This is a genomic window from [Zimmermannella] faecalis ATCC 13722 (assembly GCF_000381765.1).
Classification (GTDB): Bacteria; Actinomycetota; Actinomycetes; order Actinomycetales; family Microbacteriaceae; genus Gulosibacter; species Gulosibacter faecalis.
In genome coordinates, this window is record NZ_KB907074.1 from 47,526 (window position 1) to 72,950 (window position 25,425).

Here is a 25,425-nt window from a genome sequence, read left to right on the forward strand (position 1 = left end):
CTTACGAACAGAAAAGGTACGTGGATGCGCGAGGCCGCACCCGGCCGCGTCGCCGAACGTAGGCTATCGCGAGCCGCGCCGCAGGCCGCGCACAAGTAGCCAGCCGAGCAGCACGACCTCACCGACGAACGAGAACTCGCTCACCGACAGCGGTGCCTCGAGCGCGACGCTCACCGAGTCGACGAGGTAGCCGACGCCGGCGAGCGCTGTGAGGGTACCGACCCACGACGGCATGCCGGCGGCGCGCACGACGGTGACGCCGACGAGCACGAGGTGCGCACCGAAGACGAGCAGTGCCGCGTCCCAGGCCGCCTCGAAGCGAGCGACGTCGGCGTCACCGAGCAGCCAGCCCGCGGCCGAGGCGAACGCCGCGGCGTACGCGAGGCGCAGCGCGGCGGCACAGCCGGCGAGGAGCCGCCCCGCCGGACGCAACACGACGAACAGCGCGACGCCGACGACAACGTCGAGCGCCGCGACGACGAGCACCGTGAGTGCGGCGATGCCGGTTGCGCCCGCGGGCAGTGCGACGAGCAGGCCGAGGGGAGCGGCGACCGCCATGACGGCGAGCGTGATGCCGGTGGTGCGGGCGGCCGCACGGTCGAGAACGGATGCGGCGCCCGAGTCGGGCGAGCGGTCGGTCGAAAGCGTCGGAGTGGCGGAGACGGCGGCGGCGGACATGATCGGAACTCCTTTTGTGGGGCGGGGCGCGCACGGAGAGGGCCCTCACGTCCGTATCGTACAGCGTACGATACGCCGTACGATAGTCTCGCAGCATGTCGGATCGAGCCCCGCGCAACACCCTCACCCGCGACCGGGTGCTCGCCGGCGCGTTCGAACTCGCCGATGCGAAGGGTCTCGAGGCGCTCACGATCCGCGCGCTCGCGGCACACCTCGGGGTGCGGCCGATGTCGATCTACCACTACGTCGCGACGAAAGACGCGCTGCTCGACGCCCTCGTCGACGGCGTCTTCGAAACGATTGCTCGGCCCAGCTCCAGCGGCGACTGGCGCGACGAGCTCGCCGACCGTGCCCGTTCGGTGCGCGCGGCGATGGCCGCGCATCCGTGGGCCCTCAGCGTCATGGAAACCCGCGCCCACCCTGGGCTGGCAAACCTCGCGGGACACGAGGCGGTGCTCGCCGTGCTGCGTGGGGCTGGGTTCTCGGTTGAGGCGGCTGGCCACGCCTTCGCGGTGCTCGACGCGTTCGTCTACGGCTTCGCGCTGCAAGACGCGATGTTGCGCCAGGTCGGCCTCGACACCGACGCGGCCGAGCTGCGCGACGGCATGCCGCTCGAGGGCTTCCCGCACATCGCCGAGCAGGCCGAGCGGTACGTGACCGACGCGTATCCAATCGCCGACTCGTTCGAAGTCGGCCTCGGCATCGTGCTCGACGGCATCGCGAAGCTACGGACGTGATCGCGAAGCTGCGGGCGTAGTCCACAAGAATTCGCCAACTGTTCCGCGAGGCCAGCTTGCATCGAACCGTGGCCCAGGAGATGCTCGACGGATGAGTGATGCACCACCGCCGCCCCGCGCGCATCCGGGCACGGTCGGCGAAGTGTTCACCGCGTTCCTGCGCCTCGGCCTCACCTCGTTCGGTGGGCCGGTTGCGCACCTCGCGTACTTTCGCGAAACGTTCGTCGTGCGCCGCAGGTGGCTCGGCGACCGCGCGTACGCCGACCTCGTCGCGCTCTGCCAGTTTCTGCCGGGCCCTGCCTCGAGCAAGGTCGGCATGGCGATCGGCTTGCAGCGCGCCGGCGTGCTCGGACTCATCGCCGGGTGGCTCGCGTTCACGCTGCCCTCGGCGGTGCTGCTCGTCGCCTTCGCATTCGGAGTGACGGCGCTCGGCGACGTCTCGGGCGCCGGCTGGCTGCAGGGGTTCAAGGCAGCAGCCGTCGCGGTCGTCGCCCAGGCGGTGATCGGCATGGCGCGCACGCTCACCCCCGACGCGACCCGCGCGACAATCGCCGCGGGCGGGATGCTCGTCGTGTTGCTGCTGCCGGGGCCACTCACGCAGGTGGGCGTGATTGTCGCCGCCGCGATCGCGGGGCTCATCGTGCTGCGGGCAACGCCGACGCCCGCCGGTGATGAGGCGCCGTTCCACGTGCGGGTTCCGCGTTGGGTCGGCGTCGCGTGCTTCGCCGCGTACGGACTGCTGCTCGCGGTGCTGCCGCTGCTCGCCGCGACGGGGGACTCGACCGCGGGGCTCATCGATGCGATGTACCGCTCGGGCGCGCTCGTGTTCGGCGGCGGCCACGTCGTACTGCCGATGCTCGAGGCCGAGACGGTGCAGACCGGCCTCGTGGGTGCCGACGAGTTCCTCGCGGGCTACGGCGCCGCGCAGGCGGTACCCGGCCCGCTGTTCACGTTCTCGGCCTACCTCGGCATGCTCGCGCAGACCCCACCTAACTGGCTGCTCGGCGCCGCGATCGCGCTCATCGCAATCTTCGTGCCCGGCACACTGCTGCTCGTCGGCGCGCTGCCGTTCTGGTCGCGGCTGCGCGACGCGCCCCGCGTGCGCCGCGCGCTCATGGGCGTGAACGCCGGCGTCGTGGGCCTGCTCGCAGCGGCGCTCTACGACCCGGTCATTGTCGAGGGCATCACCTCGACCCCGACGTTCCTCGTCGCCGCGCTCGCGTGGTTCGCGCTGCGCGTGTGGAAGACCCCGCCGTGGGCGGTCGTCGTCGCCGCGGGGCTCGTCGGCTGGGCGGTGCTGTAGCGGCTGCTTGGGGAGTGCGGCGCGGCTAGCTGTTGCTGGCCGGGAGGTTGTTGACGTTTTCCGCAGCTGGCAGATCGCGCAGCTACGATAGTGCTATGCGGATGCAGCAGCGATTTCAAGACCCCCGGCCGGGATATGGCCGCGGGGTCTTCGACGCGCAGTTGTAGCGCAGTAGGTCTCCGCAGGTACGGCCGGGGGAAGTTTCTCGTCCTTCGCCTACCTGCCATCTTCTTGGAGACCTTCTCATGTCGCATGCCGACTATCTGACTTCCGACCAGCTCTATCGTGCTCTCAATATTCGAGACCTCAGCGATCCCGACCAGGGACGTCACGCCATCCAGTCTCTCCTGCAATCAGTCATCGACCGTCTGCAGCCCGAGTTGGACAGCTCCCTCCGGTATGTGCGCAGCTCGCCGGTCGTTCCTGTTCGGGACAACTACGACCGCCTCGGCTACGACCCAGGTGATGTGACTCGGGCTCGCCGGTACACCCGGTACATCAGCCCCGCCGTCGATCGCACCCACGTGGGGGAACCGCACCAGGTGGACTTGTGGCGCATCCGTAGCACTCCGGATACCGGTGACGAGGACATGCTCACGATGATCGGCCACTTGGTCGAGGCAGTCCTTCCGGATGCGCAGTGGAGAACAACAGACGTGGCGCACCCGTACACCGTCGGTGGTAGGCAGATCGACGTGTTCCACGACGGCGAATGGCTTGAACTTGCCGAGTGCGGCCGCATCCATCCCGAGGTGCTGCGCGGATCGGGCCTTGACCCCGAGCGATGGTCCGGCCTGGCGCTCGGTATGGGGCTTGAACGTGCACTCATGCTGCGCAAGGGCATCCCTGACATCCGCTACCTTCGGGCAGAAGACCCTCGCATATCGGCCCAGATGCTCACCTTGGATCCATGGCGGCACGTTTCACTTCTGCCTGCGGCACGGCGCGACCTCTCAGTCGTCGTGGATGCGGAAGAGGATGAGGAGACGCTTGGTGACCGCATCCGCGTCGCGCTCGGAGACAATGCCGACGTCATCGAGTCTCTCGAGGTTCTCAGCCGCACGGGCCACGAGGAATTGCCAGAGGCCGCGCGCTCTCGACTCGGCACTCAGGACGGACAGGTCAATCTCCTGATCCGGATCATGTTGCGCCCCATCGGCCGCACCCTGACCTCGGATGAGGCCAACGTGATCCGCAACGCGATCTACGAGGCCGTGCATGAGGGCCCGGTGATGGAGCTGATCTGAGATCGCTGAGAGCAGTCATGACCTCGCCTACGCATGCCAACGCGCCCCTGGGCATTACAGCTACCGCACTCGCCGCCCGGTGGTCGGGTCGAATGCGATGACGTCGTCGGCCCGCACCGCGAACCCGAGCTCCTGCCCGGGCTGGGGCTGGGCGCCCTTCGGCAGCCGCGCTGTCCAGCGCGCGCCGTGCCCCGTGCCGTACACGTACGTGTCGGAGCCGAGCTCTTCGACGAGCTCGACCGTCACCCGCACGGGCGCAGCCTCGGACGTTGCGTCGGCGACGTACGCGAGGTCTTCGGGCCGGATGCCGTAGGTCAGACTGGTCGCGGAATGGCCGGCCGCCGGGGCGAACGGCAGCGGGAGGTCGCCGACCGTCGCGCCCCGGGCATCCGACCACGACCCCTCGAGGAGGTTCATCTGCGGTGAGCCGATGAAGCTCGCGACGAACAGCGTCTCGGGCTCGTCGTAGAGCTCGCGCGGCGTGCCGACCTGCTCGATGCGGCCCTTATTCATGACGACGACGCGGTCTCCCATCGTCATCGCCTCGGTCTGGTCGTGGGTGACGTACACGGTCGTCACGTCGAGCTTGCGCTGGAGCGCAGCGATCTGCCCGCGGGTCTGCACTCGCAGCTTCGCGTCGAGGTTCGAGAGAGGCTCGTCCATGAGGAACACCTCGGGGCGACGCACGATCGCGCGCCCCATCGCGACGCGCTGCCGCTGCCCGCCCGAGAGCTCGCGGGGCTTGCGGTCGAGCAGCTCGGTGAGTTCGAGGAGCTCGGCCGCCTCGGCGATGAGCTCCTGCCGCTGCGGCGCCGGCATCTTCGCGTTCTTCAGCGCGAACTCGATGTTGCCGGCGACCGTCATGTGCGGGTAGAGCGCGTAGCTCTGGAACACCATGGCCACGTCACGCTCGCTGCCGTCGTCGCCCGTCACGTCGCGGTCGCCGAAGGCGATGCGACCCGACGACGGGAACTCGAGCCCCGCGAGCGCGCGCAGCGTCGTCGACTTGCCGCACCCCGAGGGGCCGACGAGCACGAGAAACTCGCCGTGCGCGATCTCGAGGTTGAGCGAGTCGATCGACGGGCTCGTCGCGCCGGGGTACGTGAGGGTGACGTCGGTGAGCGTGACGTTGACCATGGTGTTCGGTGCCTTCTTTGGTGGGGTGCGGGACGCTCCGGGATTAGCCCTCGAGCTGCGGCTTGAGGTCGTTCTCGTAGAGGCCCTCAAGCTCGGTCTGGAGCGACGCGAGCGACTCTTCGACGTCGACGTCGCTCGTGAGGATGCTCTGGAGCGCCGTCGCGAGCGCGAGGTCGCCGCCCGGGAGCAGCACGCGCATGTAGTCCTGCGTGCGCGTGCCGGTCTCGAGCTGGTCGACCGCGACCTTGAAGTTCGGGTTCTCTTCGTAGAGTGCGGTCGCGTCGGCGTCCGAGCGCACCGGCATGTACCCGGTGGCCGTCGAGAACGTCACCGTGTTCTCTGCGTTCGTGAGGTAGTCGGCGAGCATCGCCGCGGCGAGCTGCTCCTCGGGCGTCGAGTTCGCCGACACCGCGATGCCCGCGCCGCCGGTCGGTACGACGAGCTCTTGCTCGACGGGGCCGCCGGGGAGGAACGCGACGCCAACCTCAAAGTTCGCCGTCTCGGTGACTCCGCCGAGCGAGCCGGTCGAGCCGATGAACTGGCTCGTCGCGCCGGCCGCGAAGTCGTCGGCGGGGGAGCCGCTCGACACGTTCGCCCAGCCGTCCTGCACCGCATCCTGCGCGAACTGCACGGCCTCGACCGTGCCGTCGCTCGTGACGGCGCTCGCATCCCACTCGTCAGACCAGCCGCCGCCGTAGCCCCACACGAGGTTGTTCATCATCCACGCCGGGTAGTCCTCGGCGGGCGGGAAACTGAACGCGGTGTCGGTGACACCGGCCTCGATGAGCTGCTCGGAGTTCGCCTTCACCTCGTCCCACGTCGTGGGCGCCTCGGTGAGGCCGGCCTCCTCGTACTGGTCTTTGTTGTAGTAGTAAATCGTCGTCGAACGGGCGTACGGCACGGCGTAGTGCGCGTCCTCATAGAGGTAGTCGTCGAAGAGCGTCTCGTGGTAGGTCGAGGTGTCGCCACCGGCCGCCGCGAACACATCGTCGATCGGCAGCAGCGAGTCGTTCACGTAGTTCGTGAACCAGGTGGCGTCAGACATCACGACGAGGTCGCCCGCGTCGCCCGAGTTCTGCGCCGTCTGGAACTTCTGCGAGACCTCCTCGTAGTTCGCGCCGGCCGTGACGACCTCGACCTCGATGCCGGTCTCGGCGGTGAACTGGTCGATGAGCTCCTGCTCGACCTCCTGCGACCCACCGGGGTGGTTCGTCCAGAACGAGATCGAGTCGGCGGGCTCGATCGACGCCCAGTCGACCGCGGCGGCCTCGGCGTCGTCGGTGGCGCCAACGCTCGGGCCGCAGGCGGTGAGGCCGAGCCCGGCCACGGCGAGGGCCGCGACGGCGGTGGTGACGCGCGTCGCGCGCGTCGAGGGGATGCGGGTGGTCATGGTGCTCCTTCGTACGAATCGGGTGATGGGTGACGTGGTCATTGGGGTGGTGGCTGCGGGGCCGGCGCTACTTCACGGCGCCCTGGGTGAGGCCCGCGACGATGAAGCGCTGCAGTGCGGCGAACACGACGAGCACCGGCAGGATGACGAGCACGGCACCAGCCATGAGATAGCCGTAACTGCCGGTCTGCCCCTCGAGCGACTGCAGGAGGTTGAGCCCGACGGGGAGCGTCATGTTCTCGGCCGAGTCGGTGATGATGAGCGGCCACATGAAGTTGTTCCACTCGCCGACGATCGTCACGAGTGCGACGGTCGCGATCGTCGGCGCCGACACCGGCACGACAATTCGCCACAGGCGCTTCCAGTGCCCGGCCCCGTCGAGCTTCGCGGCCTCGAGCAGGTCGCGCGGCAGCGTCTTGTAGTGCTGCCGCAGCAGGAAAGTACCGAATGCCGTGCCGAGGCCGGGCAGGATGATGCCCCACAGGGTGTTGCGGCCGCCGAGCGCCGAGACGGTCATGTAGTTCGGCAGCAGCGCCGCCTCGGGCGGCACCATGAGCGCGACGAGAATCGCGAGGAACACGACGTTCTTGAAGCGGAAGTCGACGAACACGAGCGCGTACGCCGTCGTGATCGCGAGCGCGACCTTGATCACCGAGGCCACGGCCGTGACGATGATGCTGTTACGCAGCACCGTGAGCAGCGGCACCTTGTCGGCGACGTGCCGGTAGTTGTCGAGCGTCGGCTCCTGCGGCCAGAGCGTCGGTTGCATCGTGATGATCTCCGACGGCGGCTTGAACGAGGCAATGACCATCCAGATGAGCGGCAGCGCGATGATGACGGTGGCGAGCAGGATCGGCAGGTAGCCGCCGAGCAGCGTCGCGGCGAGGTTGGGGCGCGAGAACGCGTGCCGCCACTGGGTGTGGGAACTCATGCGTAGTGCACCCGCTTTTCGACGAAGCGAAGCTGAAACGCGGTGATCGCGAAGAGCGCGACGAACAGCACGACTGAGATCGCCGCGGAATAGCCCGCGTTCTGGTACGGGCCGAAGCCCTGCAGGTAGAGCTCGAAGACGATCGTGTTCGTGCCGTTGCCCGAGGGGGTCATGATCTTCAGCAGGTCGAACGCCTGCATCGAGCTGAGGATCGTCGTGACGGTGAGGAAGAACACCGTCGGCGAGAGCAGCGGCAGCGTCACCTTGAAGAAACGGCGCAGGGTGCCCGCGCGGTCGATCTTCGCGGCCTCGAGGAGGTCGGATGGGATCGACTGCAAGCCGGCGAGGAACACGACGGCGCAGTAGCCGAGGTTCTTCCACACGTAGACGATCATCACCATGACGAGGGCGAGGTCGCCGTCGAGGTACCACTCGGGCGAGCGGCCACCGAAGGCGCGCAGCACGTGGCCGAGGAGGCCCAGCTGCGGGTCGAAGATGAAGTTCCAGACCATGCCGACACCGACGCCCGAGAGCACGTACGGCGAGAAGATCGCGGTGCGTCCGGCCGTGACGCCCGGAATCTTGTGGTTGAGCGCGAGCGCGACGAGCAGCCCGAGCAGCATCGAGGCGGCGACCGTGACGACCGTGAACGTGATCGTGACCCGCCACATCTCGGCGCCCTGCGCCGACGTGAACAGGCGCACGTAGTTGTCGAAGCCCGCGTACGAGGCCTTCGACGAGCCCATCCGCCAGTTCAGCGTCGAGTAGTAGAGATTGCTGAAGAGCGGGTAGTAGATGAACGTCGCGATGAGCACGAGGTTCGGGCCCGCGAACGCGAAGAAGATCAGCGCGTTGCGTCGGCGCTGGCGCCGGCGATGCGGGGAGGGGAGGGCGGTCACGGGCGGCGATTCTTCGCCACGACGTTGAACCGGCGATGTCGGGCCGGCGACGTGCCGGGGCCCCTCGGGTGACCGGCTCGCAAGCGCGAGGTGAACACGGGCCGGTGGCCGCGGGATTCGGCAGTGGTCGAAGCTGGGCAACCGCGTGAACCTGGGCGTCACCCGAAAGTCACTTGCCGTGACGGAAAGACTTGCATAGTCTTTCCGGTATGGAAACTCACTCTGGAGATGCCGCCCGCAACGAGGCGGCCGACGCCCTCGACGCCCTCGCCGACGACCGCGACCGGCTCTCGTCGCGGGTGCGCATCCCCTGGCCACTCATGGCGGCCTACGGCGCGCTCAGCGCGTGGTGGGTGGCCGCCGCCGCGACGACGCAGCCCGGCGCAAACTACGAGCCGCCGGCCTCGGCGTGGCTCGCGTTCGTCGGCGTGTTCGTCGTCGCGCACCTCGTGCAGCGCGAACTCGGCGTGCGCTTTCGCAACATGGGCGCACGCGCCACGTGGGCGACGGTTGGCATCATCGTGATCGCCCTCGCGCTGTTCAGCGTCTCGCTCGGGCTCGTGTCGCTCGGTGCCGGCTGGGTGGTTGTACTCACGAGCCTCGTCGCGTTCGCGAGCACAACCCTCCTTGCCGGATACGCGTACCGGTCGGCGCTCGACCACCTGCGCCGTGGCTGACGGGCGCTTCGACGAGACGATCCACGCGCCATTGCGACTGCGCATCTGCGGCCTGCTGCGTCGCGTCGATCGGCTCGACTTTGCGCTGCTGCGTGACTCCCTCGACGTTGCCGACGCGACGCTCTCGAAGCACCTCAAGGTGCTCACGGCGGCGGGCTACGTCGACTCGACGAAGGCCGCCTCGGCGGGTCGCGGCGACGCCCGGCGCGTCATGTGGGTGTCGCTCACCCGCGAGGGCCGTGCTGCGTTCGACGCGCACGTACTCGCCCTGCGCGCCATTGCGGGGCCAGCCGACTAGGCAGCGCCCGGCCTACCGCCCGAGGCGGGCGAGCGCGATGCGGTCGATCGCCCAGATCACGAGCCCGAGCACGGCGGTGACCGCGTGCCCGATCACCGCGAGCCCGATGCCCGCAGCAAGAAACAGCGCCGCCTCGAGCGCGAGCTTCGCGCCCGGCGACCGCCGAATCGGCGCCTTCGGCGAGAGGAACACGCCCCACAGCGTCGCGACCGCGACGACGAGCAGTGCCGCGAGCACCCAGCCGAGCCACCCGGCGACGAGCTGCACCACGACGATCGCGACCGCGACGAGCAGCCCGATCTCGAGCAAGAACCGCACCGTCAGCGCGAGGTTCGCGCTCCCCGAATCGCCGAGCTCCGCTCGCTCGTGCTGGTCGTCGCGCATGGGCGCCTCCTCGCGTTCTGCGCTCACCGTGCCACGCGCGGCGAAACGCCGCCCCGTGGGGCGGGTACCGTGAGCGCATGGTGAGACGAGCGCGGATGCGCGGGCACGGTATCGCGGCGGCCTGTGGCGTGGCCGCGGCGCTCGTGCTCGCGGGCTGCGCGGGTGCGCCGAGCGACACGGTCGAGCCCCGCCCCGAGTTCCCCGCCGGCGCCCCGTTCGACTACCAGCTCGGCGGCGGCTACGCGCCACCCGACGGTGTCGAGGTCGTCGTGCGCGATCGCACCGACGTGCCCGAGCCCGGCGCGTACTCGATTTGCTACGTCAACGCGTTCCAGACGCAGCCGGGGGAGCAGGACGACTGGCCCGCCGAGCTGCTCCTGCACGACTCCGACGGCGCGCCCGTCACCGACCCCGACTGGCCCGACGAGGTGCTGCTCGACCTTTCGACGCCCGAGCGCCGTGACGCGATTGCCGACGTACTCGGCGACTGGACCGCCGACTGCGCGGCCGACGGATTCGCGGCCGTCGAGTTCGACAACCTCGACAGCTTCACCCGCTCGGGCGACGCCTTCACGGTCGACGACGCGACCGCGCTCGCGGCGGTGCTCGTCGCCGACGCCCACGCCCATGGGCTCGCGGTCGGTCAGAAGAACGCCGCCGAGTTCGCCGAGCGCCTGCGCGACGACGCGGGCTTCGACTTCGCGGTGAGCGAGGAGTGCGCCGCCTACGCCGAGTGCGAGGCCTACACCGACGCGTACGGCGACGCCGTGCTCAACATCGAATACGTCGACAACCTCCCGCGGCCGTTCGTCGAGGCGTGCGCCGACGCGCCCGCGAGGACGATCCTCCGCGATCGAGACCTCGTGACGCCCGGCGACGACGGGTACCGCTACGACGCGTGCGGGTGACCGCCTGCATCCGTGAGTAAGCCCCGGCGCGCAACCCCGTACATCCGCGGGCGGATTCGTGCCAATGTGCGGCGAACCTTCGAGGTCGCCTCCGTAGTCTTGGCCGAGTGACGAAGGAAAACTTCCAAGTAGACCTGCGCGGCATCGTCGAGATCCTCTCGCATCACCTCTACTCGAGCCCGCGGGTGTACGTGCGCGAGCTGCTCCAGAACGCCCGCGACGCCGTCATCGGGCGCCTGCGGGTCGAGCCGAACGCCTTCGAGGGCATGCAGCGTGCACCGATCGAGGTGCTCGTCGACGACGCGAGCCGCTCGATCGTCGTGCGTGACTACGGCATTGGCCTCACCGAAGACGAGGCGCGCGGCCTGCTCGCCACGATCGGCGCCTCGAGCAAGCGCCGCGAGTTCGCCGCCGCGCGCCGCGACTACCTCGGCCAGTTCGGCATCGGCCTGCTCTCGTGCTTCCTCGTCGGTGACGCGATCGAGGTGCGCAGCCGCAGCGCCCGCGACCCGAACGCGCCGACGATGCAGTGGGTCGGTTACGGCGACGGCACCTACACCGTCCGCCCGTCCGACGAGCCCTTAGCCGAGCCCGGCTCCGAGGTTTGCGTGCACGCCCGCCCCGACGAGTGGGAATGGACCGCGCCCGGGCGCGTGCGCGTGCTCGCCGAACGCTTCGCGCGACACCTCGACGTGCCGATCGTCTTCTTCGAATCGCCCACCGCGACGAGCGAGCTCGTGAGCCTGCGCCGCCTGCCGCACGAGCTCGACGGCGCCGGCGCGAGCGAGTGGTGCGAGCGCGAATTCGGGTTCACTCCGCTCGTGATGTTCCGGCTCGAGGGCGTGACGCATGGCGTCAACGGCGTCGCGTACGTCGCCCCGTCGGCGAGCGGCAGCAGCAAGCGCGGCGGTGACATCGTTTACTCGCACGGCATGTTCGTCGACGACGCGAACAAGCAGCTCGTGCCCGACTGGGCGACGTTCGTGCGCGTCGCCCTCGACTCGGGCGACCTCGCGCTCACCGCCTCGCGCGAGGCGTTCCAGGAATCGACGGCGCTCGAGACCGTGCGCGACGAAATCGGTCGCCAGATTCGCGCACAGCTCGAGGCGCTATCGGAAAACGCACCCGAACTGTTCGCCGCCTTCATGGAGGCGCACTCCGCGAGCCTGCTCTCGATGGCCGCCGCCGACCCCGACATGCTCGACTTCGTCGCCCGCCACTACCTCTGGGAGACGAGCGCCGGCTCGCTCGTGTTTACCCGGCTGCCCGGCCACGTCGCCTATGCCGCCACCGTCGGTGAATTCAACACGTACGCCCCGCTCATTGCGGCGCAGGGCGGGATACTCGTGAACGGCGGCTACGTCGACGGCACGAAGGTGCTCCGCGCGTACGACAAGGCGCAGAGCCGCGTCTCGCTGTCCCCGTTCAACCTCGAGCGCGTGCTCGACGACCTGCCCGCCCCGGCCGAGGCCGATCGCGAACTCGCGGAGCGCATCCGGGTCGCAACCGAGCGCGTGCTCGACCTCGAGGCGATCGCCGTCGAGGTGCGGTCGTTCCGGCCCGACTCGCTCATGGTGCTGCACGTGCCCGGCAAGCTCGACGCGTTCACCTTTGACGACGCCGTCGACGACCCGTGGGCCGACCTGCTGTCGACCACGGCGAAGCCGAAACCCGACCGTCGCGCAAAGCTCGTGCTCAACCTCCGCGCCCCGGCCGTGCGCGCACTCGACGGCGGGCTCGCACCCGACACCCGCGACGAGGCCGTGCGCGCGCTCCACCTCATGAGCCTGCTCCAGGGCGGCCTGCGCCTCGAACCCGAGCAGCAGCACACGCTCGCTGGCGCCCTGCAGTCGATTCTGCTCGCCGCATCCGCCAGCCCCGCGCAGCAAGCGCACGCAACCACTCCCGAGAACCCGACCCACGAAGAGAGCTGAGACCAGCATGATCCGCTATGACGAAGTGAAGAATCTCGAGGGCGAACAGGCCGAGCGAGTCAGCGCCCTCATCGACCGCAGCTCCGAGATCTGGGATATGCCGGAGGACCTCGGCAAGATCGAGGCCTGGGAGCAGCAGGCGGCCGACTGTGAGGCCGAGGGCGTGCCGCACCTCGCGGCGAGCGCCCGCTTCGGCCAGTACACGACGTACCTGCTCGGCGGCCTGCCGAACGAGGCGCTCGAAGCCTACGCACGCCTCATGCAGATCATCGCGCGCTACGGCGACCACATTCACCCCGAGAACCTCGAGCGGTTCCTCGGCTCCGTGAGCTCGCTCGCCGACACGCTCGTCGACGACCCGAGGGTGCCGCTCGAGCGCATCGAGCGGGTCATCGGCCTCGTCGAGGAGACGACGAAGGCCCGCGGGCTGAACCTCGCCGACATCTGGCTGGCGCAAGCGGTGCTTGCCGCCGAGAAGGGCGACGCCACGGCGACCTTCGACTGGCTCGACCGGTGGCACGCGGCCGGCAGTGAGGGCTGGACGCTCGACTACCTTCCGACGACGCAGATCGAGACCGCGATCGTCATGCGCGTCGACCCGGCCCGCGCGCTTCAGCTGCTCGAGGAGCGGTTCGCACGGCTCGGTGTTCGCCCCGGCCCGCTTGACCCGAACCATCCCGAGGTCGACGAGCTGGCCGGGCTGCGCGCTCGCCTCGCACTGCTCTATGCGCGCGTCGGCCGCCGCGACGTTGCCGCGACGATCGGCGGCGAACTTCGCGAGCAGTTCGGCGGCGACTGGATGATTCGCAACATCGTCGTCGACGACGCGCTCACGGCGCTCGAGGCCTTCCCCGAGGACGCGCAGGCCGGCGCCGACTGGACCCTCTCGCAGCTGCTGTACGACGGCTCCGACTGGAGCAACGTCGCGGCCGCGGCCCGCACGCGCCTGCTCGCCGAGCCCGAGGGCGAAGAAGGGGAGCTGCTCAGGGCCGTCGCGCTCGAGGGCGCCCGCCGAAGCGACGAGCGGTCGGGCAGCGACGTGTCGACCCGCGAGGTCACCGAGTTCTGGTTCGCCGGTCTGCCCGAGGGTCCGCGGCCCGCCGTGCTCGACGACGCCGAGGTCTGGGACGACCCCGAGGAGCGTGCCCTCGCGATTCTCAAGGCCGGCTGGTTCCCGCGTCACGCCGACGGCGTGACCCTCGAAGACTCGCCCATCGCGCTGAAGGACCGCTTCGTTGAGGTGAGCACGCGGCCGATGGCGATCATCGAGGCGGCCTCGAGCGAGGAGGCTGACGCCCTCACCGAGGAAATCTACGCGCGTGCAAACGACGTTCACCTCACGTCGGCGACGTTCGGGGCCCGCCTATTCCGCGCGCTCTACGCGGGCACGCACGGCGACTTTGTCGGCGCGGTCGAGCACTACGCCGTCGCGCAAGAGGAACTCAGCCGCACCCACGCCACCGTGCAGCAGGGCCTGCTCGACTCGTCGTTTGCCGTGTATCCGACCATCGTCGAGCTCGGGATGTGCGAGCCGAAGATCTCGCTTGATCGGATCTCGCAGCTCATGTACGTCGAACACGAGCTGCGCGAGCGCCTCGACGCACCGACCGTGCACCTCGCGGTCGCGCAGGCGGTCGTCGCCTCGTACCTCGGCGATGCCGCCCGACTGCAGACGCTCGCTGGCGAGGTGACGACCCGCGCCGAGGCCGAACGCGACGACACCGATCAGTACGAGTCGCTGCTGCAGCTCGTGCGCCTGGCCGAGCCGTACGCGCCGCAGTACGCGGCGACGCTCGCGCGGGCCGTGTTCGACGAGACCACGAACCCCGAGCAGCAGCGCGCCGCGCTCGCGTGGACCGCGTGGTTCCTGCGCGGCGAACAGGACATCAGCCGCGACGTGCTCGACGAGCTCGAGTCGATCGACCGCGACGTCGAGTCGTTCGGCAACGTGCCCGGCTGGGTGCTGCTCGAGAGCCTGCTCCAGCACCCCGAGGCGCGCTCGTGGGCGATCGACGCGGTCGAGTCGAACATCGACAACGGCGTGAAGGAAGAACTCGCGACCTACGCGGTCATCGCCCGCGCCCTCGGCGGCTACCAAATTGACCCTGAGCGCGCGGACTCGCTGCGCGCCGAGGTGCTCAGCATCGCGAGCGAGCTCGACGCCCGCAACGGCAACACGTACCAGAGCACGATGCTGCGCGGCCGCTGGCTCGGCAACGCCTAGCGACGCTGCGACGACGCGAAGCTGCGTATCCGGCCCACCGGATACGCAGCTTCGCGTCAATTGCGTATTCGTAAGATATGCGCATGGAAGATTCTCCCGGGCATAGTCCGAAGCTCACCCCACCACCGTCACAGCGGACGAATCAGCGGGGTGAGCGATGAACACCGAACTCTGGGGCATCCTCGCCGGCGTGCTCCTCACCCTCGGAACCGGCGTCTTCGTCGCATCCGAGTTCTCCCTCGTCAACCTTGACCGGCCCGACCTCGAGCGCCGCCGCAGCCGCGGCGAGAAGCGCCTGACGCCGACCATCAACGCGCTGCGCGTCACGTCGACCCACCTCTCATCGGCGCAGCTCGGCATCACGCTCACGACCCTGCTCGCCGGGTACACGTTCGAGCCCGCGATCAGCTCGCTGCTGCGCGACCCGCTCGCCTCGCTCGGCGTCACGGGCGGCGGCGCGGCGGCGGTCGGCGCGATTGTCGCGATCGTCATCGCGACACTGTTCTCGATGATCTTCGGCGAGCTGATCCCGAAGAACTTCGCCCTCGCCGTGCCGCTCGCGACCGCGAAGATCGTCGCGCCGCTGCAGATCGGCTTCACCTGGTTCTTCAAACCCGTCGTGCTGCTGTTCAACGGCACGGCGAACGCGGTGATCCGCGCGGTCGGCATCGAGCCGAAAGAAGAACTCTCGGGCGCCCGCAGTGCCGAAGAGCTGAGCTTTCTCATTCGCCGCTCGGCGCTCCAGGGCACGCTCGACCACGATGACGCCGCCATGCTCCACCGCACGCTGACGTTCTCGGAGCGCACCGCCGAGTCGGTCATGACCCCGCGCGTGCGCATGCTCGCGCTCGCGGGCGACGCGACGGCGGCGGATGTGGTGGCCGAGGCCGAGCGCACGGGCCACTCGCGCTTCCCGCTCGCCGGCCGCGACAGTGACGACATCCTCGGCATCGTGCACGTGAAGGCCGCGTACGGCGTGCCCTTCGAAGACCGCGACACGACCGCCGCCGCGAGCATCGCGACGCCGCCCCTGCTCGTGCCCGAGTCGGCCGGCGTCGGCCAGCTGCTCGGCACCCTCCGCGGCCGCGGCTATCAGATCGCGGTCGTCGTCGACGAGCACGGCGGCACCGCCGGCATCGTCACGCTCGAAGACCTCGTCGAAGAGCTCGTCGGCGAACTCCGCGACGAGCACGACGCCCCGGCCCCCGCGCACGACGGCGTAAGCCGCGGCACCGAGACGATTCTCTTCAGCGCGGCCCTCCGCCCCGACGAGCTCTGGGAGCGCGCCGGCGTGCGCGTGCCCGAGAGCGACGACTACGAGACCGTCGCGGGCTTCGTGCTCGAGACACTCGGGCGCATCCCTTCGGTCGGTGATGACGTCGAGACCGAACACGGGCGCCTGCGCGTCGAGCGCATGGTCGGCCCGCGCATCGACCGCCTGCGCTACCTGCCGCGCGACCGCGACACCGACCCCGCCTTCGCCGGCGGCACCCGCGAACGCCTGCTCGACGACTTCGGCGAGCACGCCACGAGAGCCGACCGCCACGAACACGAGGAGGAAACCCGATGAGCGAGTACCTCCCCGGCATCATCTGGCTGTTCGTGCTGTTGATCGTCAACGCGTTCTTCGTGGGCGCCGAGTTCGCGGTGATCTCAGCCCGCCGCTCGCAGATCGAGCCCCGCGCCGCGCAGGGCAACCGCGCGGCGAAAACCACGCTCTGGGCGATGGAACACGCGACGCTCATGCTCGCGACGAGCCAGCTCGGCATCACCGTGTGCTCGCTCGTGATTCTCAACGTCTCGGAGCCCGCGATTCACCACCTGCTCGAGGGCGCCCTCGGCTGGACCGGGCTCACCGCCGACGTCGTCACGATCGTCGCGTTCGTCGTCGCGCTGCTGCTCGTCACGTTCCTCCACGTCGTGTTCGGCGAGATGGTGCCGAAGAACATCGCGTTCTCGGTGCCCGACCGCGCCGCGCTCATCCTGGCGCCGCCGCTCGTGCTCGTGAGCCGCATCGTGCGCCCGCTCATCACGCTGCTCAACTGGATCGCCAACGGCTTTCTGCGGCTGTGCCGCGTCGAGCCGAAGGACGAGGCGACGAGCGCGTACACGATCGACCAGGTCGCGACGATCGTCGAAGAGTCGACCCGCGAGGGCACCCTCGTCGACGACTCGGGCACCGTCGTCGCCGCGTTCGAGTTCACCGAGAAGCGCGTCGCCGACGTCGAGGTTCCGCTCGCCGCCCTCGTGCTGCTGCCCGTCGGGGCGACGCCCCGTAACGTGCAGCGCGCCGTCGCCGAGCGCGGCTACTCGCGCTACGTGCTCGCCGACACGGCCGGGGTGCCGACCTCGTACGTGCACCTCAAAGACGTGCTCGACCTCACCGCGCCCGAGGCGGTCGATGCGCCGATCCCGGCCGACCGCATCCGCCCCCTCGTCACCGTGCGCGCCGACGCCGAGCTCGAGCAGGCGCTCGGCGAGATCCGCGCCCGCGGCACGCACATCGCGCGCGTCGCCGACGCGCAGGGCCGGTTGACGGGTGCGCTGTTCCTCGAAGACATCGTCGAGGAGCTCATCGGCGAGGTGCAGGACGCCACGCGGCGCGGCTAACCGGGGCCCGGGGCGGGGCGTCGATGTGGCGCCGCCGCCCCGAACCCGGCTAAGTTTGGTTGGTATGCGTTTTGCGGGCCCGCTCGGGCGCGCGGCACACCCACGAGACGATTCCCGGCGGCCCCGGGAGAAGGAGCAGGTTGATGGTTGCGAAGCACGTTCGCTGGAACGGTGAGGTTCAGCCCGAGGCGGTCGAGATCCTCGAGGCCGGCGGCGGCATGGTGGTGAGCCCGACGAAGGTTGGCTACATCGTCGCGACGACCGACCTCGCGGGCCTCGAGCGCAAGTTTGCGGCGAAGAACCGCAAGCGCAACAAGCCCGCGGTCGTGCTCTGCGGCTCGCTCGACGAGCTGCGCACGCTCGCGCAGCTCAACCCCGAGATCGACGCGTTCTACGAAGCGCACTGGAACGGCGACATTCTGCTCGGCTGCATTCTGCCGTGGTCGGAAGAGGGCAAGAAGTACATCCCCGAGGGCGCCGAAGAGCTCGTCATGGACGCGCGCGGCACGAGCTGCTTCGTCGTGAAGTTCGGCGTGCCCGGCGAGAACCTCGCCCGCTACATGTGGGAGACCCACAAGCAGCTCATCTTCGCGAGCTCGGCGAACCCGTCGGGCAAGGGCAATCGAGGCCTCGTCGAGGGCATCGGCGAGCAGATCGACGGCGAAGCCGACCTCGTGATCGAGGCCGACGACTACGTCGCCTCGATTCAGCCGAACGAGACCGTTGAGACCCGCTACGAGCAGGGCGTCATGGTGTCGATGGTCGACGCCGACGGCACCCTCGTGCCCGAGCAGAAGGGCGAGCGTCTCGTGTCGCCCGCGCCCGTACTCATTCGCCGCGGCCTCTACAACACCGAGATCATGGAGCTCCTCGCCGAGCACTTCCTCAGCTGGGACTACCGCCAGGGCATGTACTACTAGGCGCAGGGCCTTCTAGGCCGACGGCCTAGCTCGCGTCCCGGGTTTCGGGGCGGATACGCGTGGATGCGTACCGCTCCGAGCCCGGGACGTCGTCGTTTTCCGGCGGCCGTCATCGGTGATTTCGTGCGCACGAACATTCGCTTTTCGATGTACGCCCGGCGCACGGCTTGGAAGGGTAGGGGGCATCGAAGGGGAGTAGTTCCCGCCCGCGTCCGCGGGTTTGCGACGTCGTCGACACACTGGTGCCTCGGGCACCCGGCGCGCCACCCCGCCACGGGGCGAGCGAGACCTTCGGCCATTCCCTGGCCGAAGTGCATCCGCATCGCGTGTGCGTCGGCCGTGACCGACCGAGGAGCCCCGCATGTCCACCACGCGAACCGCGCCCACGCCCGCCACACCCACGTCCGCGCGCCGTGGCCTGCCGATGGGGCTCGTCGGCCGGCTCGCGGTGTGCCTCGCGATCGCGCTGCCCGCGATCGTCTTCCGCCTCGCCGGTCTGTCGGTGCATCCCGTCGTTGACGCGCTCGTGTTTGGCGCGGCCGTCGTCGCCGCATCGTTCGTGCTCGCCTGGGCAGCCGAGGCGGCGCAGAAGGACATTTCGGGTGGGCTCGCGATCGCGATCCTCGCGCTCATCGCGGTGCTTCCCGAATATGCGGTCGACCTGTTCTACGCGTTCCGGTCGGGGTCTGACCCGGAGTTCCTCCACTACGCCGCCGCGAACATGACCGGCTCAAACCGGTTGCTGCTCGGGTTCGGCTGGCCGCTCGTCGTGCTCATCGCGATCTGGGTCGCGAATCGCGCGCTCCGGGCCCGCCGTGCCGCGAAGACGCACACGCTCAACCTGCCCGAGACGGCGCGCTTCGACGTCGGGTTCCTCGCGCTGCTCGCGGTGCTCGCGTTCGCGATTCCGTTGCTCGGCGAGATTCCGATCTGGTTCGGGCTCGTGCTCATTGGCGCGTTTGTCGTGTACCTCTGGCGGTCGGGCCAGCAAGACGACGAGCGCGAAGAAGAGTTTGTCGGCACCGCGAAGCGAATCGCAGACCTGCCGCAGCGGGCGCGCCGCATCACGTTCACGTCGCTGTTCGTGGGTGCGGCCGCGATCATCCTGCTGTCGGCCGAGCCGTTCGCGACGAGCCTCGTCGAGTCTGGTACCGCGCTCGGGTTCGACCCGTACTTCCTCGTGCAGTGGCTCGCGCCGCTCGCCTCGGAGGCGCCGGAGTTCATCGTCGCGGTGCTGTTCGCGCTGCGCGGCATGGGTGCGGCCGCGATCGGTACGCTCATCGCTTCAAAGATCAACCAGTGGAGCCTGCTCGTCGGCTCGCTGCCGGTCGCGCACTGGCTCGGCGGTGGCGGCGGCGCGCTCGAACTCGACGCTCGGCAGATCGAAGAGTTCGTGCTCACCGGCGCGCAGACCGTCATGGGCGTCGCGATCATCGTCGGGCTGCGGTTCCACCGGTGGTCGGCGATCGCGCTCGCCGCGATCTTTGCGCTGCAGTTCTTCATCACCGACACCGAGGGGCGCTACGTGCTCTCGCTCGTGCAGCTGGCGGTCGCCGCACTGCTGCTCGTCGTGCACCGACGCGACATCGTGGCGACGCTGCGGGCACCGTTCGCGCGTGGTGGTGCGGGGGTCGCGGATGCGGGAGGGCCGCTGCCCGTTGCCGGTACCAGCCCAGGCTCTGAAGATTCGGGCCGTGCGTCGCGGGCGTCGGCCAGAATGGATGCGTGAAAGCGGTGCAGACGGGCAGCAGTCGGGTTGAAGAGGACTACCTGCGGCTGATTTGGAAGGCCGAGGAATGGGATGGGCGGGGCGCGACCCCGGCCGAGCTCGTCGCCGCGACGGGCACGGTGCCGTCGTCGGTGTCGGGCGCGCTCAACCGCCTCGCGCGGCGCGGGCTCATTCTGCACGAGCCGTACGGCTCGGCGACGCTCACCGACGACGGCCGGGTTATTGCGCTGCAGATGGTGCGGCGCCACCGGCTCATCGAGACGCTGCTCGTCGAACAGTTCGGGTTCGGGTGGGACGAAGTGCACGACGAGGCCGAGCACCTCGAGCACGCGGTGTCGGAGCGGCTGCTCGACCGCATCGATGACCTGCTCGGGTTCCCCGACCACGATCCGCACGGCGACCCGATCCCCGATAAGGCGGGGCGGCTCGATCGTCCCCGTGCCGACCGGTTGAGCGAGTTCGCGCAGGGGAGCGACGTGACCATCGTGCGCGTCTCCGACCACGAGCCTGCCCTGCTGCGGTATCTCGAGGAGCTTGGCATCGTGCCCGGCGCGCGCGTGCACGTGGTTGCACGCAACGAGTTCGCCGGGGCGCTACGGTTGCGAGTGCAAGACGACGAGGTGCAGCTCGCGATCGTCGCGGCGAATGCCGTGTGGGGGTCGTGAGCCCGCGAAAAGCGAAAGGGAGACGCGTGGCTGGGTTCGGAGTGGCTGGGTCGGATGTGGTTAGCACGGTCGAGGTCGCGCGGCAGCTCGCGGCGGGTGAGGTGACCTCGGTCGAGCTCGTGACCGAGGCGCTGCGCCGGGCGCACGCGGCCGACGGCGCGTTCATCACGATCGACGATGCCGGGGCCCTGGGCGCCGCAGCTGAGGCCGACGCCCGCCGGGCCGCGGGCACGCCCCGGAGCGCGATCGACGGCGTGCCGACCGCGGTGAAAGACGTCATTGCGACGGCCGGGCTGCGCACGACGATGGCGTCGGAGTTCTTCCGCGACGACGTGCCCACGACCGACGCCGATATCGTGCGGCGCCTGCGCGAGGCGGGCACCGTGCTCATTGGCAAGACGAACGCGCAGGAGTTCTCGTACGGCATCCGCGGCGACGTCGGCGCGTTCGGTGCCGTGCCCAACCCGCACGACCCCGAGCGCGTACCGGGCGGCTCCAGCTCGGGCTCGGCGGCCGCGGTCGTCCTCGGCATCGTGCCGTTCGCGGTGGGGTCAGATACGGCCGGTTCGGTTCGCCTGCCGGCGGCACTCTGCGGCGTGGTCGGGTTCAAACCGACGCTCGGGCTCATCGATGCTGCCGGTGCGTTCCCCCTTTCGGAATCGTTCGACACGCTCGGGCTGCTGACGGCCGGCATTGACGATTCACGCCTCGTGCTTGACGCGATTGGCGTGCTCGGTGCCGCAGGCGGCGCCGACGAGGCGGCACCGACGTTTCTCGCCCTCGGCGACCTGCGCGCGACCGTGGTCGACGCGCCCGCGGGCGTGCCCCACGACACGGCGGTCAGGATGCTCGGGGCAACCCCGGCGCGGCTGCCGCAAGTCGACGGCCGTGATGTTGACTTTGCCGAGCTCTACCGCATCGTGCGCTCGCGCGAGGCCTACGACCTGCACGAGGAGCGGGTCCGTACGGCCCCTGAGCGGTTCCAGCCCGAGATTCTCGACAAGGTGCGCTCGGGTGCCGACATCACCGACGCCGAGTACGCGGCCGGGCAGGCCGAGATCGCACGCGTGCGCGAGGCATTTGAGGCCGAGTTCGCCGATACCGACGTGCTCATCGCCCCGACCTCACCCGTGCTCGCGCCGCGGTTCACCGACCCGGGCCCGAGCCGAGAGCTCTCGTCGGTCACGGTCATCTGGAACGTGCTCGGCTGGCCGGGCATCGCCTTGCCGATGTGGGTCGACGGCTGCGACCTGCCGCAGTCGGTACATCTCGCCGCACGGCCCGGCCGCGACGCGTTCCTGCTGCGCGCCGCGGCGGCGCTCGGCGGCTAGAACACCGGGTCGGTCGATGCCGTCGCCCGTTGTCGACGCGAGTAGTCCGAGTTTTCTGCGCGCGCCCGGTCTTTGTCGGCCAGGTAGTCGGCGACGTGACTCAGGAGTTGCTTCGCCCTTGTCACGCCCCTCGACTTCAGCGCGGCGAGTGCTGAATCAACCGCCCAGCTCGGCCTCAAACTGGCGCGAAGCTCGTCACTCACCTCGTGCGGCCAGAGGAGCAGTGCCGTTCGGGAGGCATAGTCGTTCGGCTCATCCCAGTAGGGTTCGTGCTTTGGTCGCGTCTTCAGCGCTTCGTAGTCGGCCTCGATGAGACGCTGCGGGTCCAAAAGGCGGTTGCGCCTCAGCGTCAGGTCGACAGGACCGGGGCACTCGGCGTCGTTCCACCAATTGACGCGGAACGTGTTCGGCACCGGTTCCGGGGAGTAGTAGTAGCCGCTGTCTGTGGCTCGCAACCGGCCGCCGGCGTAGGCCCACGCGTATCCCGCCTTGGACGCGGCGGCGCACACCGTTCGGACGAGCGTCTCGTCGGTCGCACGAAGAGTTCCGTCGAGGAGCTCCAAGTCGGAGTAGTCGTCGCTCAGGAGTAGCGCGACTGGTTCTGGAGACGAGGTGCGGGCGCCCCAGTGCTGCTGCGGGCGCTTCGCAGGGATGTTGCGCGTGAGGAGTGCGGCGAGGTCATCGATTCGGTCGGCGGCACCATAGACCGGTTCGTTCGACGTGAGCACGAAGCTGAGGTGCAGAAGATGGCCATGGGTCACATCGGAGACGCCCAGCTCATCGTCGAGTCGATGGGCGCAGGCTTGCCAGGGCCGGTCATAGGTCTTGTCGAGCTCAACCTCGAAATAGCCACCGACGTGGGAGGAATCGAGCTGCACCAGCAGCCGTCCGACCGCGTCAGGACGATTGATGTGGTCGGTGGCGAGCGTGACCGGCCCCGGCCCGTGCACGAGCAGACCGTCGAGGTGCGCATCCAGATGCGCGGTCGATGGCATTCCGAGCAGCATGCGGGCGTCGGGCAACACATCGGCGACGCGCGGCTGCCACTGTTTGATGAGCTCGATTCGTTCGGGTGGCACACGCCACGTGTGCCCGGTGTCTCCCAGCGGATCAGCGAGTTCCAAAAGGCGCCGGACGCGCGACGGGCCGACAGTTCTCGTGAGGGTCGGCTGGTCGGCAAACTTAATGCCGACCCGGCCTCCTGGGAGCGTGAGGTGCGCGGCGTCGGGGCGAGTGTTCGTGCAGAGGTTGGTGAGCAGGGTTTCGAGGTGTTCGACGGGATTCATGGGCATGGTCGCATCCTTCCCAAGGCTGCTTACGTGGGTGCGGCGAACGCTAGCGCGAGCCTGCGACATGGCTCTCGTCGCGCGAACTGGATCGTTATGCGCTGTGCCTGTTGTCGGCGAACAACGAGTCGTAGGGTCGAGCGCAGGTCGTTCATGCCGCAGAGGGGGAGCTCAGTCATGACGAATCACCACCGCATCCGAATTCTTGCCATCGCCGCCGCCGTCGCGCTGGTCCTCACTGGGTGCCAAGCCGAATCAGAAGACCCGATCGTTGACGGCACGCAGCCGGCGGTCGAAACCGAGCAGCCCGAGCAGACGCCGGCGCAGACTGCGGAGCCCGCGCCAGACGCGACGCCGACCGAGACGGAAACGGGTGACGCCGGCGAAGTCACGCCCGCCGACGTGAACGGCCGTTGGTGCGCGGCGCCCGACAGCCCCGTCGCCATCGGCTGCGTCACGATCGAGTGGCCGTCGTCGACCTACGACAACGGCGATCCGTCGGTGAATCTCGAACTCCTGGAGCCGACGAGCGAGGGGTGCGTACCGATCTCGCAGGGCGACGCGCCATTCGGGTCGTACTGCGCGGCCGGCATCGAACTCGACATTCCCGATGAGAACTTCCCGGAGAGTGACTACCCGGACGAAGACCGCATCTGGAACTCGCAGACCGGCATCATGCTGCTTCGCGAGTAGCCGGGCACGCACACGTGCTCGGGCGCGCATCCGGCTGTCGGAGACGTCTGTTCTACTTGCGCCATGTCACCAGACGCACGACGCATCTCCCAGACCATTCGCGCCATGCCGGGCGCAGTTGCCGCATTCGCGGGCGATCCGGCGAACCTGCCGAAGTGGGCGGCAGGGTTGAGCTTAGGCATCCGGAACGAGGACGGCCGCTGGCTCACAGACTCGCCAACGGGCGAGGTCGAGGTGCGCTTCGTGGGCGACGTCGCCGACGGCGTGCTCGACCACGACGTCGTGTTTCCCGACGGCAGCGTCACCCGCAACCCGCTGCGAGTGACCGCGCGCGACGGCGGCAGCGAGATCGTATTCACGGTCGCTCGAGAGGCGGGCGTCACCGATGAGGCCTACGCGCGTGACTGCGCCGCAGTTGCGGCCGACCTCGCGCGGCTGCGCGATTTACTCGAGAGCGCGTGATCCGCCCTGCGTAGACTCAACCGCACGAGGCCGTTGACAGGGAGGTCACCCATGCCACGCACCGTCGCCGAGAAACTGCAGGTCAAACCACACAGCGAACTCGTGTTCGGGCCGTCGACGCCCGAGCAGCGCGCCCTGCTCGATCCACTGCCGGAGGGTGTGACGCAACTCGTTGGCATCGAGGGAGACACCGACGGGGTCGTCGTCATGTTCGCCCGCGACCGCGAAGAACTCGACGGGCTGCTGCGCGACGAGTTTCCAAAGCTCCACATGCCGCGCGCGATCTGGGTCGGGTATCCGAAGGGCAATCGTTCCGACATCAACCGCGACCGCATCTGGGAGCGCGCGCAGGAGGTCGGGTGGACCCTCAACGGGAACATCTCGCTCGACGACACCTGGTCGAGCGTGCGCTTCAAACGCCTCGACTAGGTCGCACCATGACGACGCACTATTACACAGCGACGAGCCTCGACGGTTTCATCGCGACGCCCGAGCACTCGCTCGACTGGCTACTCAAACAAGACTTCGACGACGAGGGGCCGATGGCGTACCCGGGGTTCGTGGCCGACATCGGCGCGCTCGCGATGGGTGCGACGACGTACGAGTGGGTGCGCGCGCACGACCCCGTCTGGTCATACGCGCAGCCGACGTGGGTGTTCACCCACCGCGACCTTGCGCCTCCCGCCGGCGCCGACGTACGTTTCACCTCGGGCGACGTGCGCGAGGTGTACGCAGACATGACCGCGGCGGCGTCGGGACGCGACCTCTGGATCGTCGGTGGCGGAGACCTTGCGGGGCAGTTCGCCGACGCGGGTCTGCTCGACGAGGTGTGGCTGCAGTACGCGCCCGTTACGCTCGGCGCTGGGTCGCCGGTGCTGCCGCGCGAACTTGAACTCGAGCTCGTCGATGTTGCACGTAACCGGGCATTTCTCTGTGGTCGGTATCGCGTTATTCGCTGACGGGTTTGCGCGTCTGCAGTGAT

At 69.1% G+C, this 25,425-nt stretch carries 25 protein-coding genes; 18 read left to right on the forward strand and 7 right to left on the reverse strand.

Annotated elements, in window-relative coordinates:
- Window positions 1–63 precede the first annotated feature (63 nt).
- A complete protein-coding gene (locus tag G328_RS0100220; protein ID WP_019617325.1) occupies window positions 64–678 on the reverse strand; it encodes a DUF4386 family protein in 615 nt (204 codons plus the stop codon).
- A 95-nt stretch (window positions 679–773) separates the two neighbouring features.
- Between G328_RS0100220 and G328_RS0100225 the strand changes: the two genes are divergently transcribed.
- From G328_RS0100225 to srmL, 3 genes are all read left to right on the forward strand, one after another.
- On the forward strand, window positions 774–1,415 hold the full coding sequence (locus tag G328_RS0100225) for a TetR/AcrR family transcriptional regulator (protein ID WP_019617326.1): 642 nt from the start codon (window positions 774–776) through the stop codon (window positions 1,413–1,415).
- Window positions 1,416–1,506: 91 nt separating this feature from the next.
- Window positions 1,507–2,718 carry a chromate efflux transporter gene (gene chrA, locus G328_RS0100230; RefSeq protein ID WP_019617327.1) on the forward strand — a complete coding sequence of 404 codons (1,212 nt, stop codon included), beginning with the start codon at window positions 1,507–1,509 and terminating at the stop codon, window positions 2,716–2,718.
- A gap of 245 nt (window positions 2,719–2,963) precedes the next feature.
- On the forward strand, window positions 2,964–3,965 hold the full coding sequence (srmL, locus tag G328_RS0100235; RefSeq protein ID WP_019617328.1) for a PheS-related mystery ligase SrmL: 1,002 nt from the start codon (window positions 2,964–2,966) through the stop codon (window positions 3,963–3,965).
- 60 nt (window positions 3,966–4,025) lie between these two features.
- On the opposite strand, the gene G328_RS0100240 is transcribed toward srmL, so the two are convergent.
- From G328_RS0100240 to G328_RS0100255, 4 genes are all read right to left on the reverse strand, one after another.
- Window positions 4,026–5,102 carry an ABC transporter ATP-binding protein gene (locus G328_RS0100240; RefSeq protein ID WP_019617329.1) on the reverse strand — a complete coding sequence of 359 codons (1,077 nt, stop codon included), beginning with the start codon at window positions 5,100–5,102 and terminating at the stop codon, window positions 4,026–4,028.
- 43 nt (window positions 5,103–5,145) lie between these two features.
- The gene (locus tag G328_RS13500) at window positions 5,146–6,492 is read right to left on the reverse strand and encodes an ABC transporter substrate-binding protein (protein WP_019617330.1); all 1,347 of its coding nucleotides are present in this window, start codon (window positions 6,490–6,492) and stop codon (window positions 5,146–5,148) included.
- A 67-nt stretch (window positions 6,493–6,559) separates the two neighbouring features.
- Window positions 6,560–7,423 (reverse strand): carbohydrate ABC transporter permease, encoded by an 864-nt coding sequence (locus G328_RS0100250; protein WP_019617331.1) that lies wholly within the window; start codon window positions 7,421–7,423, stop codon window positions 6,560–6,562.
- On the reverse strand, window positions 7,420–8,322 hold the full coding sequence (locus G328_RS0100255) for a carbohydrate ABC transporter permease (RefSeq protein WP_019617332.1): 903 nt from the start codon (window positions 8,320–8,322) through the stop codon (window positions 7,420–7,422). The genes G328_RS0100250 and G328_RS0100255 overlap by 4 nt, the downstream gene beginning before the upstream one ends.
- Window positions 8,323–8,531: 209 nt before the next feature.
- On the opposite strand from G328_RS0100255, the gene G328_RS0100260 reads away from it, so the two are divergent.
- Both G328_RS0100260 and G328_RS0100265 read left to right on the forward strand, forming a co-directional pair.
- Entirely contained in the window at window positions 8,532–8,999 is a 468-nt protein-coding gene (locus G328_RS0100260) for a hypothetical protein (RefSeq protein WP_019617333.1), read from the forward strand.
- Entirely contained in the window at window positions 8,992–9,297 is a 306-nt protein-coding gene (locus G328_RS0100265) for a transcriptional regulator (RefSeq protein WP_019617334.1), read from the forward strand. Before G328_RS0100260 ends, G328_RS0100265 begins: the two co-directional genes overlap by 8 nt.
- 12 nt (window positions 9,298–9,309) lie before the next feature.
- Here G328_RS0100265 and G328_RS0100270 read toward each other — a convergent pair whose 3' ends face one another.
- The gene (locus tag G328_RS0100270) at window positions 9,310–9,681 is read right to left on the reverse strand and encodes a DUF2568 domain-containing protein (protein WP_019617335.1); all 372 of its coding nucleotides are present in this window, start codon (window positions 9,679–9,681) and stop codon (window positions 9,310–9,312) included.
- 77 nt (window positions 9,682–9,758) lie between these two features.
- On the opposite strand from G328_RS0100270, the gene G328_RS0100275 reads away from it, so the two are divergent.
- From G328_RS0100275 to G328_RS13510, 9 genes are all read left to right on the forward strand, one after another.
- Complete coding sequence (locus tag G328_RS0100275; RefSeq protein ID WP_235619830.1) at window positions 9,759–10,589, forward strand: endo alpha-1,4 polygalactosaminidase; 831 nt, start codon at window positions 9,759–9,761, stop codon at window positions 10,587–10,589.
- Window positions 10,590–10,696: 107 nt separating this feature from the next.
- Window positions 10,697–12,523, forward strand: coding sequence for an HSP90 family protein (locus tag G328_RS13505; protein ID WP_019617337.1), 1,827 nt, complete (start codon window positions 10,697–10,699; stop codon window positions 12,521–12,523).
- Window positions 12,524–12,530: 7 nt separating this feature from the next.
- Complete coding sequence (locus G328_RS0100285; RefSeq protein ID WP_019617338.1) at window positions 12,531–14,747, forward strand: hypothetical protein; 2,217 nt, start codon at window positions 12,531–12,533, stop codon at window positions 14,745–14,747.
- Window positions 14,748–14,904: 157 nt separating this feature from the next.
- Entirely contained in the window at window positions 14,905–16,317 is a 1,413-nt protein-coding gene (locus G328_RS0100290) for a hemolysin family protein (protein WP_019617339.1), read from the forward strand.
- A complete protein-coding gene (locus tag G328_RS0100295; RefSeq protein WP_019617340.1) occupies window positions 16,314–17,357 on the forward strand; it encodes a hemolysin family protein in 1,044 nt (347 codons plus the stop codon). The genes G328_RS0100290 and G328_RS0100295 overlap by 4 nt, the downstream gene beginning before the upstream one ends.
- Before the next feature lie 143 nt (window positions 17,358–17,500).
- Window positions 17,501–18,277, forward strand: coding sequence for an L-threonylcarbamoyladenylate synthase (locus tag G328_RS0100300; protein WP_019617341.1), 777 nt, complete (start codon window positions 17,501–17,503; stop codon window positions 18,275–18,277).
- 361 nt (window positions 18,278–18,638) lie between these two features.
- Entirely contained in the window at window positions 18,639–20,006 is a 1,368-nt protein-coding gene (locus G328_RS0100305) for a sodium:proton exchanger (RefSeq protein ID WP_222828622.1), read from the forward strand.
- Window positions 20,003–20,671: a metal-dependent transcriptional regulator gene (locus G328_RS0100310; protein WP_019617343.1), complete on the forward strand. Its 669-nt coding sequence runs from the start codon at window positions 20,003–20,005 to the stop codon at window positions 20,669–20,671. The genes G328_RS0100305 and G328_RS0100310 overlap by 4 nt, the downstream gene beginning before the upstream one ends.
- 26 nt (window positions 20,672–20,697) lie before the next feature.
- Complete coding sequence (locus G328_RS13510) at window positions 20,698–22,002, forward strand: amidase (RefSeq protein WP_187325712.1); 1,305 nt, start codon at window positions 20,698–20,700, stop codon at window positions 22,000–22,002.
- On the opposite strand, the gene G328_RS0100320 is transcribed toward G328_RS13510, so the two are convergent.
- Complete coding sequence (locus tag G328_RS0100320; RefSeq protein WP_154651487.1) at window positions 21,999–23,288, reverse strand: hypothetical protein; 1,290 nt, start codon at window positions 23,286–23,288, stop codon at window positions 21,999–22,001. The genes G328_RS13510 and G328_RS0100320 overlap by 4 nt on opposite strands.
- Before the next feature lie 177 nt (window positions 23,289–23,465).
- Between G328_RS0100320 and G328_RS0100325 the strand changes: the two genes are divergently transcribed.
- From G328_RS0100325 to G328_RS0100340, 4 genes are all read left to right on the forward strand, one after another.
- Entirely contained in the window at window positions 23,466–23,981 is a 516-nt protein-coding gene (locus G328_RS0100325; protein WP_019617346.1) for a hypothetical protein, read from the forward strand.
- Between the two features lie 63 nt (window positions 23,982–24,044).
- On the forward strand, window positions 24,045–24,443 hold the full coding sequence (locus G328_RS0100330; RefSeq protein WP_026339531.1) for a polyketide cyclase: 399 nt from the start codon (window positions 24,045–24,047) through the stop codon (window positions 24,441–24,443).
- Window positions 24,444–24,494: 51 nt separating this feature from the next.
- Entirely contained in the window at window positions 24,495–24,872 is a 378-nt protein-coding gene (locus tag G328_RS0100335) for a DUF3052 family protein (protein WP_019617348.1), read from the forward strand.
- A gap of 8 nt (window positions 24,873–24,880) precedes the next feature.
- Complete coding sequence (locus tag G328_RS0100340; RefSeq protein WP_019617349.1) at window positions 24,881–25,402, forward strand: dihydrofolate reductase family protein; 522 nt, start codon at window positions 24,881–24,883, stop codon at window positions 25,400–25,402.
- The last annotated feature ends 23 nt before the right edge of the window (window positions 25,403–25,425 follow it).

Bases quoted from the DNA above. Each gene is read 5' to 3' on its own strand.
- G328_RS0100340 (WP_019617349.1), top strand. From the start codon at position 24,881: ATGACGACGCACTATTACACAGCGACGAGCCTCGACGGTTTCATCGCG.
- G328_RS0100260 (WP_019617333.1), top strand. From the start codon at position 8,532: ATGGAAACTCACTCTGGAGATGCCGCCCGCAACGAGGCGGCCGACGCC.
- G328_RS0100330 (WP_026339531.1), top strand. From the start codon at position 24,045: ATGTCACCAGACGCACGACGCATCTCCCAGACCATTCGCGCCATGCCG.
- chrA (WP_019617327.1), top strand. From the start codon at position 1,507: ATGAGTGATGCACCACCGCCGCCCCGCGCGCATCCGGGCACGGTCGGC.
- G328_RS0100220 (WP_019617325.1), bottom strand. From the start codon at position 678: ATGTCCGCCGCCGCCGTCTCCGCCACTCCGACGCTTTCGACCGACCGC.
- G328_RS0100250 (WP_019617331.1), bottom strand. From the start codon at position 7,423: ATGAGTTCCCACACCCAGTGGCGGCACGCGTTCTCGCGCCCCAACCTC.
- G328_RS0100275 (WP_235619830.1), top strand. From the start codon at position 9,759: ATGGTGAGACGAGCGCGGATGCGCGGGCACGGTATCGCGGCGGCCTGT.
- G328_RS0100225 (WP_019617326.1), top strand. From the start codon at position 774: ATGTCGGATCGAGCCCCGCGCAACACCCTCACCCGCGACCGGGTGCTC.
- G328_RS0100300 (WP_019617341.1), top strand. From the start codon at position 17,501: ATGGTTGCGAAGCACGTTCGCTGGAACGGTGAGGTTCAGCCCGAGGCG.
- G328_RS0100290 (WP_019617339.1), top strand. From the start codon at position 14,905: ATGAACACCGAACTCTGGGGCATCCTCGCCGGCGTGCTCCTCACCCTC.
- G328_RS0100335 (WP_019617348.1), top strand. From the start codon at position 24,495: ATGCCACGCACCGTCGCCGAGAAACTGCAGGTCAAACCACACAGCGAA.
- G328_RS13500 (WP_019617330.1), bottom strand. From the start codon at position 6,492: ATGACCACCCGCATCCCCTCGACGCGCGCGACGCGCGTCACCACCGCC.
- G328_RS0100305 (WP_222828622.1), top strand. From the start codon at position 18,639: ATGTCCACCACGCGAACCGCGCCCACGCCCGCCACACCCACGTCCGCG.
- G328_RS0100285 (WP_019617338.1), top strand. From the start codon at position 12,531: ATGATCCGCTATGACGAAGTGAAGAATCTCGAGGGCGAACAGGCCGAG.
- G328_RS0100240 (WP_019617329.1), bottom strand. From the start codon at position 5,102: ATGGTCAACGTCACGCTCACCGACGTCACCCTCACGTACCCCGGCGCG.
- G328_RS0100320 (WP_154651487.1), bottom strand. From the start codon at position 23,288: ATGAATCCCGTCGAACACCTCGAAACCCTGCTCACCAACCTCTGCACG.
- G328_RS0100325 (WP_019617346.1), top strand. From the start codon at position 23,466: ATGACGAATCACCACCGCATCCGAATTCTTGCCATCGCCGCCGCCGTC.
- G328_RS0100295 (WP_019617340.1), top strand. From the start codon at position 16,314: ATGAGCGAGTACCTCCCCGGCATCATCTGGCTGTTCGTGCTGTTGATC.
- G328_RS0100270 (WP_019617335.1), bottom strand. From the start codon at position 9,681: ATGCGCGACGACCAGCACGAGCGAGCGGAGCTCGGCGATTCGGGGAGC.
- srmL (WP_019617328.1), top strand. From the start codon at position 2,964: ATGTCGCATGCCGACTATCTGACTTCCGACCAGCTCTATCGTGCTCTC.